Genomic DNA, 16,575 nt, shown 5'->3' on the forward strand with positions numbered 1-16,575 from the left:
TAACCGCGCGGCCGTGCGCCCTCACTCCACGAGCGCGTAGCCCGCCTCTCCGTGCACGACCTGGTCCACGCCGGCGATCTCCTCCTCGCTGTTCACCCGGAAGCCGATCGTCTTCTCGATGAGCAGTCCGATCGCAAGCGATGCTACGAAGGAGTACACCATGACGCCGACCGAGGCGATGAGCTGCACGGCCAGCAGTCGCAGATCCCCGCCGACCAGCACGCCCTGCCCCGTGGCGAAGAAGCCGAGGTACACGGTGCCGAGCAGACCGCCGACCAGGTGCAGGCCGACGACGTCGAGCGAGTCGTCGAAGCCGAGCCGGAACTTCAGCTCGACGGCGAGGGCGCACGCGACACCGGCGAGAGCGCCGAGCAGCACCGACCATCCGGGAGTGAGGTTGGCGCAGGCCGGTGTGATGGCGACGAGACCGGCGACCAGACCCGACACGGCGCCGATCGAGGTCGGCTTGCCGTCTTTGAGCTTCTCGACGAGGATCCAGCCGAGGATGCCCGCCGCCGCCGCGCCCAGAGTGTTGACCGCGATGAGCCCCGCCCCGGCCATGTCCTCGGACAGCCACACGGCGCCCACGTTGAATCCGAACCAACCGAACCACAGCAGCGCGGCCCCCAGCAGCGTCAACGGCACGTTGTGCGGCTTCTGGATGCCCTTCTGGAACCCGATGCGCTTGCCCAGCACGATGGCCAGCGCGAGGGCGGCGGCGCCGGCGTTGATGTGCACCGCGGTTCCGCCGGCGAAGTCGATCACCGCGATCCCGCTGTCGGCCCCGAACAGCCAGGTGCCGAGGTTCATGATCCAGCCGCCTCCCCAGACCCAGGCGGCGATCGGGAAGTAGCCCAGCGTGCCGAAGATGCCGACATAGATCAACCAGGGACCGAACTTGGCGCGATCGGCGATCGCACCCGAGATGAGCGCCACGGTGATGATCGCGAACGTCGCACCGTAGGCGACCGACAGCAGCGCGACGTTGGCGCCCGGCTCGGTGGCGGACTCCGCGAGTCCGAAGTCCGAGAAGGGGTTGCCGGCGAACTGGGTGGGCGAGTCGACGGCACTCATCGCGAATCCGTACAGGATCCAGAGCACGGCGATCAGGCCGATCGCCCCGAAGCTCATCATCATCATGCTGATGACGCTCTTCGCCTTCACCAGCCCGCCGTAGAAGAAGGCCACGCCCGGCGTCATCAGAAGCACGAGTGCAGTGGCGGTGATCACCCAGGAGATGTTTCCTGCAGCATCCATGTGTGGAACCTCACTTTCGGGAGATCCCAGTGTGAAGTCCGTGCGTTTCCGCGGATCGCGCCGAGTGTTGCGCGGCGGTTACGAGAGCGCCCCCGATGTGAACAGCGTGTTACGCGCGTGAGGAGGCGGAGTGCGTCAATGCGTTCAGACGCGAGATCGCCCGCAGGTACTTCTTGCGGTACCCGCCCGCGAGCATCTCGTCGGCGAAGACGGAGTCCAGACCCGTGCCGGTCGCCACGATCGGGATCTGCGCGTCGTACACCCGGTCCACGAAGGCGACGAAGCGCAACGCCTCGGACTGATCCGTCAGCACACGCACCTCGCGCAGACCGACCAGGTCGAGCTCGTCGATGAGGCGGATGTAGCGTGACGGATGCACCTGGGCGAGGTGACGGATGACGGTGGAGAACTCATCATCGGAGGCGCTCCCCGCGGCGGCGGCGGCGTCCACCGCCTGCGCATAGGAGGCATCGTCGAGCACGATGGCGTGCCCGTCGATCGCCCGCTGCCGATAGTCCACGCCGTCGATGCGCAGCGTCTGGAAGCTGTCCGACATGGCGTGGATCTCACGGAGGAAGTCCTGTGCGGCGAACCGCCCCTCACCCAGCGCGTTCGGCGGTGTGTTCGAGGTGGCGGCGAGCTTCGTTCCCGACGACACCAGCTCACCGAGTAGTCGCGTCATCACCATGGTGTCGCCCGGGTCGTCGAGCTCGAACTCGTCGATGCACAGCAGATCCGCGCCGCGCAAAAGGTCGACGGTGTTCTTGTACCCCAGGGCGCCGACCAGAGCGGTGTACTCGATGAACGACCCGAAGTACTTCCGTCTCGCGGGCAGCGCGTGGTAGACGGATGCCAGCAGGTGCGTCTTGCCGACGCCGAACCCGCCGTCGAGGTACACACCCGGCTTCACGGGCGTCTCCTTGGGGGCGCGACGGAAGAACCCCCCGCGCTTGGGCGCCTCGCCGCGGCCGCTGAAGCGCTGCAGCGTGGTCTTGGCCTCCTCCTGGGAGGGATATGCCGGGTCGGCACGGTAGCTCTCGAAGGTCGCGTCCTCGAACTGCGGCGGCGGGACGAGACTCGCCAGCATCTCGTTTCCGGTCACGGCGGGCGTGCGGTCGGTGAGGTGCACGATTCCGGTGCTGGTCTGCGGGGTCATCCGATTCCTGTGTCGAAGTCTTACTCTTCGGATGCAGGGGCATCCGCGGCGTTCTATGGTCATAGTGACGGATCAACATTACGCCGTCGTGCCCTCACACTCTGCGTCCGGCAGAGCGCGACCTGAACCATAAGGAGCACTGTGACCGTCGATCTCGACACCTCTTCCGCCAAGTTCGCCGAGTATGCCGAGCCTGGTCGCCTGGTGACCACGGAATGGCTCGCGGCCAACCTCGACACCCCGGGTGTCGTGGTGGTCGAGTCCGACGAGGATGTGCTGCTGTACGAGACGGGTCACATCCCCGGTGCGGTGAAGGTCGACTGGCACACCGAACTGAACGACCCGGTAGTGCGTGACTACGTCGACGGTGAGGGGTTCGCGGAACTGCTCAGCCGCAAGGGCATCGCCCGTGACGACACCGTGATCATCTACGGCGACAAGAACAACTGGTGGGCCGCGTACGCACTGTGGGTGTTCTCGCTCTTCGGGCACGAGGACGTGCGGCTGCTCGACGGCGGTCGCGACCGCTGGATCGCCGAGGGCCGCGAGCTCACCACCGAGCCGGCCGCGCGGCCCGCGACCGCGTATCCGGTCGTCGAGCGCGACGACAGCGTGCTGCGCGCCTACAAGGACGACGTGCTGGCGTTCATCGGCAAGGGTCCGCTGATCGACGTCCGCTCCCCCGAGGAGTACAGCGGTGAGCGCACCTCAGCGCCCGCGTACCCCGAGGAGGGCGCTCTGCGCGCCGGTCACATCCCGACGGCACAGAGCGTGCCGTGGGGCAGGGCCGTCGCGGAGGACGGCGGCTTCAGAACGCGTGCCGAACTCGAGGAGATCTACCTCGACGGCGCCGGGATCTCCCACGACGACCCGGTCATCGCGTACTGCCGCATCGGGGAGCGCTCCAGCCACACCTGGTTCGTGCTCAAGCATCTTCTCGGCCTCGGTGACGTGCGCAACTACGACGGCTCGTGGACGGAATGGGGCAGCGCGGTGCGCGTGCCCATCGTGAGCGGAACCGAGCCGGGGGCCGTCTGATCGTGTGACAATGGCACGGATGACTCCGACCCGCGTCCCCGACACTCTCGCGCAGATCCGCGACGACTTCCTCGAGCTTCCTGAAGCCGAGCGTCTGCAGCTGCTGCTGGAGTTCTCGAACGAGCTCCCGGCCGTGCCTGACGAGATCGCGAGCCACCCGGAGATGACCGAGCGGGTCGCAGAGTGCCAGTCACCCGTGTACATCCACGTCGATGTCGTGGACGGCGTCGTCACGATGCACGCGACAGCACCCCCGGAGGCCCCCACCACCCGCGGCTTCGCGAGCATTCTGGCGCAGGGGATCACCGGCCTGAGCCCCGATGAGGTGATCGCGATCCCCGACGACTATCCGCAGAGCATCGGACTCACGCGGGCCGTTTCGCCGCTGCGCATCGCGGGCATGACCGGGATGCTGATGAGGGCGAAGCGGCAGGTCACGCAGAAGCGCTGAGGCCGCGCGCGCTCATCCACTCGGTGATCGCCGCCGTCCAGCCGCTCTGATCGTAGTTCCACAGCTTCGTGTGGCGCGCGCCGCTGAAGTGCGGCATCGTCACGATGTCGGGGCGCGCCTCGGCCAGTGCATGCGAGGCATCGGCGGGCACGAAGCCGTCGTCGTCGCTGTGCAGGATGAGGATGGGCGCCTCGAGCTCGGTCGCGCGAGCCACCATGTCGAGGCTGTCGAAGGAGATCGCCTCCTCCGCACCGCTCAGGCGCGCGGTGAACGGCGAGGACAGCGCGCTCATCGCGAGGCCCGGGATCGGCTCGCGCAGTCCCGCCTCCCGCGCCTGGAACCGCAGCACCGTGCGCCAGTCGACCACAGGCGACTCCAGCACGATCGCCGCGATGCGATCGCGATGCTCCGAAGCGACGGCCGTCTGCAGCGCGAGCGCACCACCCATCGACCAGCCCATCAGCACGATGCGCTCGGCGCCGTGACGCAGCGCGTACGCGATCGCCGCATCCACGTCGCGCCACTCGGATGCGCCGAGGGCGTACCTGCCGCTGCGCGTGCGCGGCGCCTCGCCGTCGTTGCGATACGACACGACCAGCGATGGCAGCCCGAGGGAATGGAAGACCGGCACCGCACGCAGGCACTCGGATCGTGTCGCTCCCCTGCCGTGCACCTGGATCACCCAGGTCGACGACGCGCCGGGAAAGTACCACGCCGGGCAGGGCCCTTCCGGCGAACCGATCAGTACGCTTTCCCACGGCAGGTGCAGCTCACTGGGCGTGATGTGGTACCAGCCGCTGAAGGCCGCGTCCCGGTCGACCTGCGCGCCCGGCTCGATCTGGGTGAGCAGCTTGCGGCGCACCTTTCTCGCGTCGGCGCTGAGAACCGCACCGAGCTTCACGTAGCCGTACGTGCCGGAGGTGAAGAGCCCGTAGCGTCCCGGCAGCTCGGTGTCGAGCGTGCGGGAGAGCTCGATGGTCTGTGCCCCGGTGTCGACCTTGAGGATCTGCGTGTCGTTGCGCCGCACAGCGGGAGTGACCACGCGCCGGGCGGTGGCGAACACGGTGAAAGCCGCTGCAGCGCCGGCGGCGAGCAGTGCGGGGACGGCGAAGGCTACGGCGTGCCTGAGACTCTTCATCGCCTCCTGACTCTAGCCTGTCCACGTGACCGCACACCCGGACGCCGTTGCCCTCTTCGAGAAGGTCGCCGCAGAGCTGCGAGAGACTCCGTTCCGAAGCGACATCGTGGTGCGCGAGATACCATCCCCGTCCGGCCTCGCGCCGTTCTCGCTGGCACTCGCCGCCGACGTGCGGCCCGACGATCACGGCGAATCCGTGTACGGCACAGGGCGTTTCGTCCTGCTGCACGATCCCGAGGAGCCGAGCGCGTGGGACGGCGCCTGGCGCATCGTCGCCTTCGCGCAGGCGCCGCTGGAACCCGAGATCGGCACGGACCCGCTACTCGCCGATGTCGCGTGGTCATGGCTGGTCGACGCGCTCGAATCCCGCGGCGCCGTCTACCACTCGGCATCCGGCACCTCGACCAAGATGCTCTCGAAGGGGTTCGGAGGCCTCGCCGCCGAAGGAGACGGAGCGCAGATCGAGCTGCGCGCCTCCTGGACTCCGGAAGGTCCCGTTCAGCCGCATGTGGAAGCATGGGCTGAGTTGGTCGGGATGCTGGCAGGACTGCCGCCCGGTTCGGAGGACGTCGCCGTGTTCGGCGCGAGAAGGGGCGCACGTGACTGAATACTCCGTGATCGATGACCGCACGGAGTTCGAGAACGCCTGCCGCGCTCTCGCCGCGGGGCACGGACCGGTCGCCGTCGACGTGGAGCGCGCTTCGGGCTTCCGCTATTCTCAGCGCGCCTACCTCGTGCAGGTGTTCCGCCGCGGCGCGGGGGTCTTCCTGTTCGACCCGCCGGCGATCGGCGACTTCTCGGCGCTGCAACAGGCCATCGGCGGCCTGGAATGGGTGCTCCACGCGGCGAGCCAGGACCTTCCCTCGCTGCGCGATCTCGGGCTGGAGCCGCAGACGATCTTCGACACCGAACTCGGATCCCGCCTGCTCGGTCAGGATCGCGTCGGCCTCGCCGCGGTGGTCGAGCGCACGCTGGGCATCGCGCTCGCCAAGGAGCATTCGGCCGCCGACTGGTCCACCCGCCCGCTGCCCACCGCCTGGCTGGAGTACGCCGCACTGGACGTGCTGCATCTCGTCGACGTCCGCGACGTGCTCGTGGACGAGCTGGGCGCGGCAGGAAAGACCGAGATCGCCGCCGAGGAGTTCGCGACGACGCTGACCCGGCCGCCCAAGCCTCCCCGTGAGGAGCCGTGGCGTCGGCTGAGCGGCCTGCACCGCGTGCGCGGCGCCCGCAATCTCGCCGTCGCACGGGAGCTGTGGAACGCTCGCGAGGAGTACGCGCAGGAGATCGACGTCTCACCCGGGCGTCTGGTTCCTGATCGCGCGCTCGTGGCCGCGCTCATCGCGGCACCGCAGAGCAAGCAGGCTCTCGCCGGTCTCAAGGAGTTCACCGGTCGCGCCAGCCGCACCCAGCTCGACCGCTGGTGGCAGGCGATCGTGCGCGGTCGCGAGACGGCGCAACTGCCCCGCGAGCGCGTGCCGAGCGACGCCCTCCCGCCGCCGCGCGCATGGGTCGACCGCAACCCCGAGGCGGATCTGCGTCTCAAGGCCGCCCGCCCCGTGGTCGAGGCGATCGCCGAGGATCTGCACATGCCGACCGAGAACCTGCTCACGCCGGATCACCTGCGTCGGCTGGCGTGGGAGCCACCGGCGCTCACCGTCGAGGCCGTGTCGGCAGCTCTGAAGTCCTTCGGCGCCCGCTCGTGGCAGATTGCGCAGACCGCACAGAAGATCACGGATGCCTTTGTAGAGGCGCCGCAAACGGCGTCGGACGGCTCGGAGAGCGCTTCGTAGGTTCGATCCAACCGATTCCAGGCCGTGTGATCGCGCTCCTAGGCTGAGGTCATCCCAACCTTTGGAGGCAGAGTGGCCGAGATCTCGGACGTCTTCTTCGTCGATGGAGTGCGCACCCCGTTCGGGCGCGCCGGCGAGAAGGGCATGTACTGGAACACCCGCGCGGATGACCTTGCCGTGAAGGCGACGATCGGCCTGATGGAGCGCAACGCGTCCGTCCCGGCCGACCGCATCGACGACGTCGCGATCGCGGCGACCTCGCAGACCGGAGACCAGGGCCTCACCCTCGGTCGATCGGTCGCGATCCTCGCCGGTCTGCCGCAGACCGTGCCCGGCCTGGCGATCGACCGCATGTGCGCCGGGGCGATGACGGCCGTGACCACCATGGCCGGCTCCATCGGTGTCGGGATGTACGACGTCGCGATCGCGGGGGGCGTCGAGCACATGGGCCACCACCCCATCGGCGGCAACGCCGATCCGAATCCCCGTTTCGTTGCGGAGAAGATGGTCGATCCCGGCGCGCTGAACATGGGCGTCACCGCGGAGCGCATCTTCGACCGCTTCCCGCACCTGACCAAGGAGCGCTCCGACCGCTTCGGCATGCTGAGCCAGCACAAGGTGCAGGCCGCGTACGACGCAGGGAAGATCCAGCCCGATCTGGTGCCGGTCGCCGTCAAGGATGCCGACGGCGCCTGGGGCCTCGCCGCCGAGGACGAGGGTCGCCGGCCGCAGACCACCATGGAGGATCTCGCCGGGCTGAAGACCCCGTTCCGCCCGCACGGACGTGTCACCGCCGGCACGTCCTCGCCGCTGACCGACGGCGCCACGATGTCGCTGCTCGCCGGCGGTGGCGCGGTGAAGGAGTTCGGCCTCACCCCGAAGATGCGGATGGTGTCGTTCGCCTTCGCCGGCGTCCAGCCCGAGATCATGGGCATCGGCCCGATCCCGTCGACCGAAAAGGCGCTGAAGAAGGCCGGTCTGCAAATCTCCGACATCGGCCTCTTCGAGCTCAACGAGGCCTTCGCCATCCAGGTCATCTCGCTGCTCGACCACTTCGGCATCGCCGACGACGATCCTCGCGTCAACCAGTGGGGCGGCGCGATCGCGCTCGGGCACCCGCTGGCGGCATCCGGTGTGCGCCTGATGATCCAGCTCGCCGCGCAGTTCGCCGAGCGACCCGACGTCCGTTACGGCCTCACCGCGATGTGCGTCGGCCTGGGACAGGGCGGATCGGTCATCTGGGAGAACCCGTTCTACGACGGCAAGAAGCGCAAGTGAGGGACACAGGAATGACCGACATTGTTTCCGAGCAGTACGCGAAGATCGACTTCTCCCCCATCAAGGCGCTCACCGACGGCGAGGTCGTCACGCACTCCCCCGTGCGTGACATCCGTCTGGCCTCCGGCAAGGTGCTGGCGCTGATCACCCTCGACAACGGCCGCGATCACACCCGTCCGAACACCCTGGGGCCCGCGACGCTGACCGAGCTGGGTGAGACGCTCGACGTGCTCAAGACCCGCGCGAGGTCCGGCGAGATCGACGCCGTCGGCATCACCGGCAAGCAGTACATCCTCGCCGCCGGTGCCGACCTCTCCGACATCAGCAGGGTCGGTTCCAAGGACAACGCCCGCCTGATCGCGCAGCTCGGTCACAAGGTGCTCGGCTCCCTGTCGGAGCTGGGGGTCCCGTCGTTCGCCTTCGTGAACGGACTCGCGCTCGGCGGCGGCATGGAGATCGCGCTGAACTCGACCTATCGCACCGTCGACGCCTCGGCGGCCGCCCTCGCACTGCCCGAGGTCTTCCTCGGCATCATCCCCGGGTGGGGAGGCGCCTATCTCGTCCCCAACCTCATCGGCATCGAGAACGCACTGGAAGTGGTCATCTCCAACCCGCTCAAGCAGAATCGGATGCTGAAGCCGCAGCAGGCGTTCGAGCTCGGCCTCATGGACGCGATCTTCCCCTCATCGAACTTCCTCGAGAACTCGCTCGCCTGGGCGGATGCGGTGCTCGGTGGCAAGAAGGTGGAGCGCAAGAACGAGCCAGGCAGGATCGAACGGACCGTCAAGTGGCCGATCGCGATCAAGATGGCCCGGGGCATGCTCGAATCGAAGATCGGCACGGTGCCGCGGTCGCCCTACGCCGCGCTCGACCTGCTCGACAAGGCACGGAGCGGCACGAGAGCCGAGGCCTTCGCCCGTGAGGACGAGGCACTCGCCGAGCTTGTGACCGGCGACCAGTTCGCCGCGTCGATGTACGCCTTCGACCTCGTGCAGAAGCGCGCCAAGCGTCCGGTGGGAGCGCCAGACAAGGCGCTGGCGAAGAAGGTCACCAAGGTGGGCATCATCGGTGCAGGGCTCATGGCGAGCCAGTTCGCGCTGCTGTTCGTGCGCAAGCTGCAGGTGCCGGTGCTCATCACCGATCTGGATCAGGACCGCGTCGACAAGGGCGTGGCGTACATCCACGACGAGATCGGCAAGCTCGAGGCCAAGGGGCGCATCGACGGCGACACGGCGAACAAGCTGCGCTCGCTCGTCACAGGCACCACCGACAAGAGTCTGTACGCGGACTGCGACTTCGTGATCGAGGCCGTGTTCGAGGAGGTCGCGGTCAAGCAGCAGGTGTTCGGCGAGATCGAGGGCATCGTCGCCGAGGACGCGATCCTCGCGACCAACACCTCGTCGCTGTCGGTGGAGGAGATCGGCGCCCGGCTGGCCCATCCGGAGCGTCTCGTCGGCTTCCACTTCTTCAACCCCGTCGCCGTGATGCCGCTGATCGAGATCGTGAAGACCCCGCAGACGACCGATGCGGCCCTGTCCACCGCATTCGTGGTCGCCAAGGGGCTCGGCAAGAACGCGGTGCTCACGGCCGACGCGCCGGGGTTCGTGGTGAACCGTCTGCTGGCGAAGGTCATGGGCGAGGCCGCGCGCGCCGTCTACGAGGGAACGCCCGTGACCGACGTCGAGAAGGCGTTCGCGCCGCTCGGACTGCCGATGGGGCCGTTCCAGCTCATCGACCTGGTCGGCTGGAAGGTCGCGGCGCACGTGCAGGACACGATGGTCGGCGCGTTCCCCGATCGCTTCTACGCCAACGAGAACTTCCACGCGCTGGCCGAACTCGAGAACGTCGTCGCGAAGGACAAGGGCGGACGCGTGACCGGTTGGACGAAGGACGCCGAGAAGGCGCTCAAGGGCGCCGTCGGCTCTTCGCCCGCCGACGCCGCGACCATCCTGCGCCGGGTGCAGGACGGCCTCGCGCAGGAGATCCGTCTGATGCTCGACGAGGGAGTGGTGCCCGAGGTCGAAGACATCGACCTGTGCCTCATCCTCGGCGCAGGGTGGCCGTTCATCGACGGCGGCGCCGCCCCGTACCTCGACCGTGAGGGCGCATCGGAGCGGGTGTTCCAGGGCACCTTCCACAACCCGCCGATCCGGGGCATCGCGCACAGCTGACGACGCGAAGCGGGCGGGAGGGCCACGGCTCCTCCCGCCCGCTGCCCTGCCAGGGCGCGGCGCCGAACGCGGAGCGAACAGCGTGTGAACAGCAGCCGCGACGGCCTGGATATGCGATCAGCGGGCTGCGCGACCAGGCACAGTGGTGGCATGGACATGCTCCTGACGATGATGAGCACGAAGGGGATATCGAGCCTGCTGAAGACCGGGACCGCCATCCTCACGATCCTGCTCGTCGTGCCTGCGCTGCTGAAGCTGTTCGTCGTCACGGTCGACGAGGGCTGGGCCGCGATTCGCACCCGCAACGGCAAGCCCATCATCCGCAACCGCCCACCCCGCCGCAGCAACGCGCTGAGCGGCGCTGTCGGCGAGGTCGTCGTGCTCCATCCCGGTTCTCACGGCGCGTTCCCGCTCTTCTACTGGTACCGACTCGTCGATGTGAGGTGCCGTGCCACCGACCTGCCCGCACGCGAGATGACCGGGCTCAGTGGTCATCAGCATCGCGTGCACGCCTCCTTCGAGTGGCGCCCGATACCCACCGGACGAGACCTGCGCGTGTTCGAGCTGGACGTCGTGAACGTCAAGGAGCGCGCCTCGAACATCGTCGGCGCGGCGCTGCGCGACACGATCAGGACGCTCGACGGGGATGAGCTCCCCCACAACGACGAGATCAACACCTCCGTCCTGGCCGCTTGTGCTGACGAAGTGCGCTCGACATGCGGCGTCGAGCTCGTGCGCGTCATGATCACCGGAGATGCGCTCACCGACGGCTACCTCCTCGCCGGTGCCCTGCGCGACAACGATCGCGCACCGGCGGCGGTCGCCGCGCTGCATGCCCTGAAGTGACCGTCCGACGCTCAGCGACGCTCGTGCACGGGCAGCTCTATCGCGCCGGTCTCACCGCTCTGCCGCGCGACCGGCACTCGCTTACCGAGTACCTGCGCCACGATGTCGTGTGCAATCTTGGCGGCCGTGAGTCCGGCATCGGCCAGGATCTCCTCACGACTCGCGTGATCGATGAACTCGTCGGGCAGACCGAGTTCGTCGACGGCGGTGTCGATGCCCGCCTCGCGGAGCACCTGACGCACACGCGTGCCGATGCCGCCGACCCGGATGCCGTCCTCGAGGGTGATCACCAGGCGGTGACGGGCTGCCAGCTGCACGACCGACGCCTGCACGGGGATCGCCCAGCGGGGGTCGATGACCGTCGCGCCGATGCCCTGCGCGCGCAGCCGCCCGGCCACGTCGAGAGCGAGCGAGGCGAACGGGCCGATGCCGACCAGCAGCACATCCTCCGTGTCATCGCGGGCGAGCACATCGACGCCGTCCGGCATCCGCTCGATCGCGGGGATCTCGTCGGCGACCGCCCCCTTCGGATACCGGATCACCGTCGGAGCGTCTTCGATCTGCACCGCCTCGTCGAGCACCTCTTCGAGCCGCACCGCGTCCCGGGGCGCGGCGATGCGGATGCCGGGCACCAGCTGCAGCATCGCGAGATCCCAGATGCCGTGATGACTGGGCCCGTCCGGTCCGGTGACCCCGGCCCGGTCGAGCACGAACGTCACGCCTGCCCTGTGCAGCGCCACGTCCATGAGCACCTGGTCGAAGGCGCGGTTCATGAAGGTGGCGTAGATGGCTACCACGGGGTGCAGGCCGCCGAACGCGAGCCCCGCGGCCGAGGCGACCGCATGCTGCTCGGCGATGCCGACGTCGTACACGCGGTCAGGGTAGCGTTCGGCGAACGGGGCCAGGCCGGTCGGTCGCAACATCGCCGCCGTCATGGCGATCACGTGCTCGTGGCGGGCCCCGATGTCGACCAGGGCGTCGGCGAAGACGTCGGTCCAGGCGCGCCCGGATGACGTCGACAGCGCGCCGCCGGTCTTCGGATCTATGCGTCCGACCGCATGGAACTGGTCTGCCTCGTCGTCACGGGCGGGCTGGTAGCCCCGGCCCTTCTCGGTGATCGCATGCACGATGACCGGCGCGCCGTAATCCTTGGCCAGCTGCAGGGTCTCCAGAAGCGCGGAGATGTCGTGGCCGTCGACCGGGCCGAGGTATTTGATGTCGAGATTGGAATACAGAGCGGCGTTGTTCGTGAAGCGGGACAGGAAGCCGTGCGTCCCGCCCCTGACACCTCGGAACAGCGCCCTCCCGAACGGCCCGAAGGTGCGGAACAGCCGATCCGACTTGCGGTGCATCTCGCGATAGGCGCCCGCGGTGCGCACGCGGTTCAGGTAGCGCGACATGCCGCCGATGGTCGGCGCATAGGAGCGGCCGTTGTCGTTCACGACGATCACGAGGTTGCGGTCGTTGTCGTCGGTGATGTTGTTCAGCGCCTCCCATGTCATGCCGCCCGTGAGCGCGCCGTCTCCGACGACGGCGATGACGTGCCGGTCGGACCGGCCGGTGGCCGTGAGCGCGCGAGAGACGCCGTCGGCCCAGCTCAAGGAGCTCGAGGCATGCGACGACTCGACCACGTCATGCGGGCTCTCGGAGCGCTGCGGGTAGCCGGCGAGACCGCCGCGGGAGCGCAGCTGCGAGAAGTCCTGGCGGCCGGTGAGCAGCTTGTGCACGTACGACTGGTGCCCGGTGTCGAAGATGAAGGGGTCGTCGGGTGAGGAGAAGACGCGGTGCAGTGCGATCGTCAGTTCGACGACGCCGAGGTTCGGCCCCAGGTGCCCGCCCGTCCGGGCGACGTTCTCGACGAGGAACGATCGGATCTCGTCGGCGAGCTCGTTCAGCTGAGCGGGCGAGAGCCGGTCGAGATCTCGAGGGCCGGTGATGCTCGGCAGGATCGGCATGGACGCTCCTCCGCGACTCGATGACGTGCGCGGCATGATGCCGTGCGGACCTGCACCAGTCTACCGTCGGGCGACTGGGAGCCGGCCTGCAGGCATACGCGGGAATCCCCGTGCGTGTGGCAGGAGGACAGCCGTGAAGCCTCGCACGCTCGCTGCAGCATCCACCGCGGCACGCGCGGTTCTGCGGACCTGCCGGAGGTGCTGTACTTCGCCCCTCAGGACGCACCGGCAGGCTTCGCGCAGATCCCGTACCAGCGAACGCTCGAGGCCATGGGAGCGGCGGCGGATGCGGGCGACATCGCCGCCGTGCGCCGGATGTGGAACGACACACTCTCCGGCATGTTCTACAACGAAAAACTCGTCGCCAGGATTCAGAAGGAGGTCGACGTCGGAGACCCGGAGGTGCTGCGACAGCTGTTCTCGTGACCGCTGCCCACTCGCCGTGACGGGCAGGCGAAGGGCCCGGATGCGCGCAGCATCCGGGCCCTTCGCGAACCGATCTCAGACGAGCGAGCGCAGCACGTACTGCAGGATGCCGCCGTTGCGGTAGTAGTCGGCCTCACCGGGGGTGTCGATGCGCACCACGGCGTCGAACTCGATGACCTGCTTGCCCTCGGCCGAGAACTCACTGGGGCTCGCGGTGACCTTCACCGTCTTGGGAGTGACACCCTCGTTGAGCTGCTCGAGGCCCTCGATCGAGACGATCTCGGTGCCGTCGAGGCCGAGCGACTCCCACGACTCGCCGGCAGGGAACTGCAGCGGGACGACGCCCATGCCGATCAGGTTCGAGCGGTGGATGCGCTCGAAGCTCTCGGTGATGACGGCCTTGACGCCGAGCAGGTTCGTGCCCTTCGCCGCCCAGTCGCGCGACGAGCCCGAGCCGTACTCCTTGCCGCCGAAGATCACCAGCGGGATGCCCTGGTCCTGGTAGTTCTGCGAGGCGTCGTAGATGTACGCCTGCGGACCGCCGTCCTGGGTGAAGTCGCGGGTGAAGCCGCCCTCGATCTGCTGACCGTCGTTGACGGCCTTCACGAGCGCGTTCTTCAGGCGGATGTTCGCGAAGGTGCCGCGGATCATCACCTCGTGGTTTCCACGGCGCGAGCCGTACGAGTTGAAGTCCTTCTGCGTCACCCCGTGCTCGGTGAGGTACTGCGCAGCGGGGGTGCCGGCCTTGATGTTGCCTGCGGGCGAAATGTGGTCGGTGGTGACCGAGTCGCCCAGCGTGGCCAGGACCCGCGCACCGGTGATGTCGGTGACCGGGGCCGGGGTCAGGCCCATCCCGTCGAAGTACGGAGCCTTGCGCACGTACGTGGAGTCTTCGTCCCACTCGAAGATCGGCCCGGTCGGCGTCGGCAGGTTCTTCCAGCGCTCGTCGCCGTCGAACACCGTCGCGTACTGCTTGATGAACTGGTCGCGCGAGATCGACGAGTCGATGATCTCCTGCACCTCCTCGGGTGCGGGCCAGATGTCCTTCAGGAACACGTCGTTGCCATCCGCGTCGCGTCCCAGAGCGTCGTTCTCGAAGTCGAAGTGCATCGAGCCGGCGAGGGCGTACGCCACCACCAGCGGCGGGCTGGCGAGGTAGTTCATCTTCACGTCGGGGCTGATCCGGCCCTCGAAGTTGCGGTTGCCCGAGAGCACCGCGGTGACGGCGAGGTCGTGCTCGTTGATCGCCTCGGAGACCTCTTCGATGAGCGGACCGGAGTTGCCGATGCAGATCGTGCAGCCGTATCCCACCGTGTAGAAGCCGAGACCCTCGAGATCCTTGTCGAGGCCGGACTTCTCGTAGTAGTCGGTGACGACCTTGGAGCCGGGGCCCAGCGTGGTCTTCACCCACGGCTTCTGCTTCAGGCCCTTCTCGCGCGCCTTGCGGGCCACCAGGCCGGCGGCGATCATCACCGAGGGGTTGGACGTGTTGGTGCACGAGGTGATCGCGGCGAGGGTGACCGCGCCGTTGTCGAGGATGTACCGCTGCCCCTCGGGCGTGGTCACCTCGACGGGGTTGGATGCCGCGTGATCCCCGCTGGAGACGAGCATGGACTCCGCGTGAGCGGTCTCGTGCTGGTACGAGACCCCCTCCTCGGCCACATGCTCTCGCTCGACGCCGGGGGCGTTGCCGGGGTCGGATGCCGGGAAGGTGCCCTCCACCTCGACCGAGCCCTCGTTGGCGCTGGCATAGCTCAGGATGTCGGTTTCGAACTGCGTCTTCGCCTCGGACAGCAGGATGCGGTCCTGCGGGCGCTTGGGACCGGCGATCGAGGGAACGACGGTCGACAGATCGAGCTCCATGTACTCGGAGTACGAGGGCTCCTTGTCGGCGTCGTGCCACAGGCCCTGTGCCTTGGCGTACTGCTCGACCAGCGAGACGGCCTGCTCCTCGCGGCCGGTGAGCCGCAGGTACTCCAGGGTGACGTCGTCGATCGGGAAGATCGCGGCGGTCGAGCCGAACTCCGGCGACATGTTGCCGATGGTCGCGCGGTTGGCCAGCGGCACCGATGCCACGCCGGCGCCGTAGAACTCGACGAACTTTCCGACCACGCCGTGCTGGCGCAGCATGTCGGTGATCGTCAGCACGACGTCGGTGGCAGTCACGCCGGCGGGGATCTCACCCGTCAGCTTGAAGCCGACCACCCGCGGGATGAGCATCGAGACGGGCTGACCGAGCATGGCCGCCTCGGCCTCGATGCCGCCGACGCCCCAGCCGAGCACGCCGAGGCCGTTGACCATCGTGGTGTGCGAGTCGGTGCCGACACAGGTGTCGGGGTACGCGCGCAGCACGCCCTCGCCACCATCCACGGACACCGTGCGGTCGTAGATCACCTTGGCGAGGTGCTCGATGTTCACCTGGTGCACGATGCCGGTCCCCGGGGGAACGACCTTGAAGTCGTCGAACGCGGTCTGGCCCCAGCGCAGGAACTGGTAGCGCTCGCCGTTGCGCTGGTATTCGATCTCGACGTTGCGCTCGATGGCGTCGGGGCGCCCGAAGAGGTCCGCGATGACGGAGTGGTCGATGACCATCTCGGCGGGCGAGAGCGGGTTGATCTTGTTCGGGTCACCGCCGAGATCTGTCACCGCCTCGCGCATGGTGGCGAGGTCGACGATGCAGGGCACACCGGTGAAGTCCTGCATGACCACGCGCGCGGGCGTGAACTGGATCTCCGTGTCGGGCTCGGCGGCAGGGTTCCAGGAGCCCAGCGCCTCGATCTGCTCCTTGGTCACGTTCGCACCGTCCTCGGTGCGCAGCAGGTTCTCGAGCAGCACCTTCAGGCTGAAGGGAAGCTTCTCGTGGCCGGCGACCGTGTCGACGCGGAAGATCTCGTAGTCGGTGCTGCCGACCGTCAGGGTGCTCTTGGCACCGAAGCTGTTCACCGTGGACACGAATCCGTCTCCTTCTGCTCGGATGGAAGCGACAGGCGATTCCATCTTGCTCGCCGACGAAGCCCTGCGGCTAGCAAGGTTCGCCTTACCAGTCTGCGCCGCGGGCCGTGTCGG

Annotated in this window: 13 protein-coding genes; 8 read left to right on the plus strand and 5 right to left on the minus strand. The window is 68.1% G+C overall.

What is annotated here, in order from left to right:
• Positions 1–21: 21 nt before the first annotated feature.
• Positions 22–1,257, minus strand: a complete 1,236-nt coding sequence (locus ACFWH5_RS09645; RefSeq protein ID WP_378834259.1) for an ammonium transporter — start codon at positions 1,255–1,257, stop codon at positions 22–24.
• A gap of 109 nt (positions 1,258–1,366) precedes the next feature.
• The gene (zapE, locus tag ACFWH5_RS09650; protein WP_378834261.1) at positions 1,367–2,413 is read right to left on the minus strand and encodes a cell division protein ZapE; all 1,047 of its coding nucleotides are present in this window, start codon (positions 2,411–2,413) and stop codon (positions 1,367–1,369) included.
• Between the two features lie 141 nt (positions 2,414–2,554).
• On the opposite strand from zapE, the gene ACFWH5_RS09655 reads away from it, so the two are divergent.
• Positions 2,555–3,451 (plus strand): sulfurtransferase, encoded by an 897-nt coding sequence (locus ACFWH5_RS09655; RefSeq protein ID WP_378834263.1) that lies wholly within the window; start codon positions 2,555–2,557, stop codon positions 3,449–3,451.
• Between the two features lie 19 nt (positions 3,452–3,470).
• Entirely contained in the window at positions 3,471–3,902 is a 432-nt protein-coding gene (locus tag ACFWH5_RS09660; protein WP_378834264.1) for a SufE family protein, read from the plus strand.
• Here ACFWH5_RS09660 and ACFWH5_RS09665 read toward each other — a convergent pair.
• Positions 3,886–5,040: an alpha/beta hydrolase family protein gene (locus ACFWH5_RS09665; RefSeq protein ID WP_378834266.1), complete on the minus strand. Its 1,155-nt coding sequence runs from the start codon at positions 5,038–5,040 to the stop codon at positions 3,886–3,888. The genes ACFWH5_RS09660 and ACFWH5_RS09665 overlap by 17 nt on opposite strands.
• A gap of 25 nt (positions 5,041–5,065) precedes the next feature.
• Here ACFWH5_RS09665 and ACFWH5_RS09670 point away from each other — a divergent pair, with 25 nt between their 5' ends.
• From ACFWH5_RS09670 to ACFWH5_RS09690, 5 genes are all read left to right on the plus strand, one after another.
• Positions 5,066–5,647, plus strand: coding sequence for a DUF3000 domain-containing protein (locus tag ACFWH5_RS09670; protein WP_378834267.1), 582 nt, complete (start codon positions 5,066–5,068; stop codon positions 5,645–5,647).
• Positions 5,640–6,833, plus strand: coding sequence for a ribonuclease D (locus ACFWH5_RS09675; RefSeq protein WP_378834269.1), 1,194 nt, complete (start codon positions 5,640–5,642; stop codon positions 6,831–6,833). Before ACFWH5_RS09670 ends, ACFWH5_RS09675 begins: the two co-directional genes overlap by 8 nt.
• A gap of 72 nt (positions 6,834–6,905) precedes the next feature.
• The gene (locus ACFWH5_RS09680; RefSeq protein WP_378834270.1) at positions 6,906–8,111 is read left to right on the plus strand and encodes a thiolase family protein; all 1,206 of its coding nucleotides are present in this window, start codon (positions 6,906–6,908) and stop codon (positions 8,109–8,111) included.
• A gap of 11 nt (positions 8,112–8,122) precedes the next feature.
• Complete coding sequence (locus ACFWH5_RS09685) at positions 8,123–10,282, plus strand: 3-hydroxyacyl-CoA dehydrogenase NAD-binding domain-containing protein (protein ID WP_378834271.1); 2,160 nt, start codon at positions 8,123–8,125, stop codon at positions 10,280–10,282.
• Between the two features lie 150 nt (positions 10,283–10,432).
• Complete coding sequence (locus tag ACFWH5_RS09690) at positions 10,433–11,128, plus strand: SPFH domain-containing protein (RefSeq protein ID WP_378834272.1); 696 nt, start codon at positions 10,433–10,435, stop codon at positions 11,126–11,128.
• 11 nt (positions 11,129–11,139) lie between these two features.
• Here the strand turns inward: ACFWH5_RS09690 and dxs are convergent, their stop codons facing one another.
• Positions 11,140–13,083: a 1-deoxy-D-xylulose-5-phosphate synthase gene (gene dxs, locus ACFWH5_RS09695; RefSeq protein ID WP_378834273.1), complete on the minus strand. Its 1,944-nt coding sequence runs from the start codon at positions 13,081–13,083 to the stop codon at positions 11,140–11,142.
• A 114-nt stretch (positions 13,084–13,197) separates the two neighbouring features.
• On the opposite strand from dxs, the gene ACFWH5_RS09700 reads away from it, so the two are divergent.
• Positions 13,198–13,509, plus strand: a complete 312-nt coding sequence (locus ACFWH5_RS09700) for a hypothetical protein (RefSeq protein WP_378834275.1) — start codon at positions 13,198–13,200, stop codon at positions 13,507–13,509.
• Positions 13,510–13,584: 75 nt separating this feature from the next.
• On the opposite strand, the gene acnA is transcribed toward ACFWH5_RS09700, so the two are convergent.
• Complete coding sequence (gene acnA / locus ACFWH5_RS09705; RefSeq protein WP_378834276.1) at positions 13,585–16,506, minus strand: aconitate hydratase AcnA; 2,922 nt, start codon at positions 16,504–16,506, stop codon at positions 13,585–13,587.
• Between the last annotated feature and the right edge of the window lie 69 nt (positions 16,507–16,575).

This window comes from Microbacterium sp. NPDC058345 (assembly GCF_042723855.1).
Taxonomy (GTDB): Bacteria; Actinomycetota; Actinomycetes; order Actinomycetales; family Microbacteriaceae; genus Microbacterium.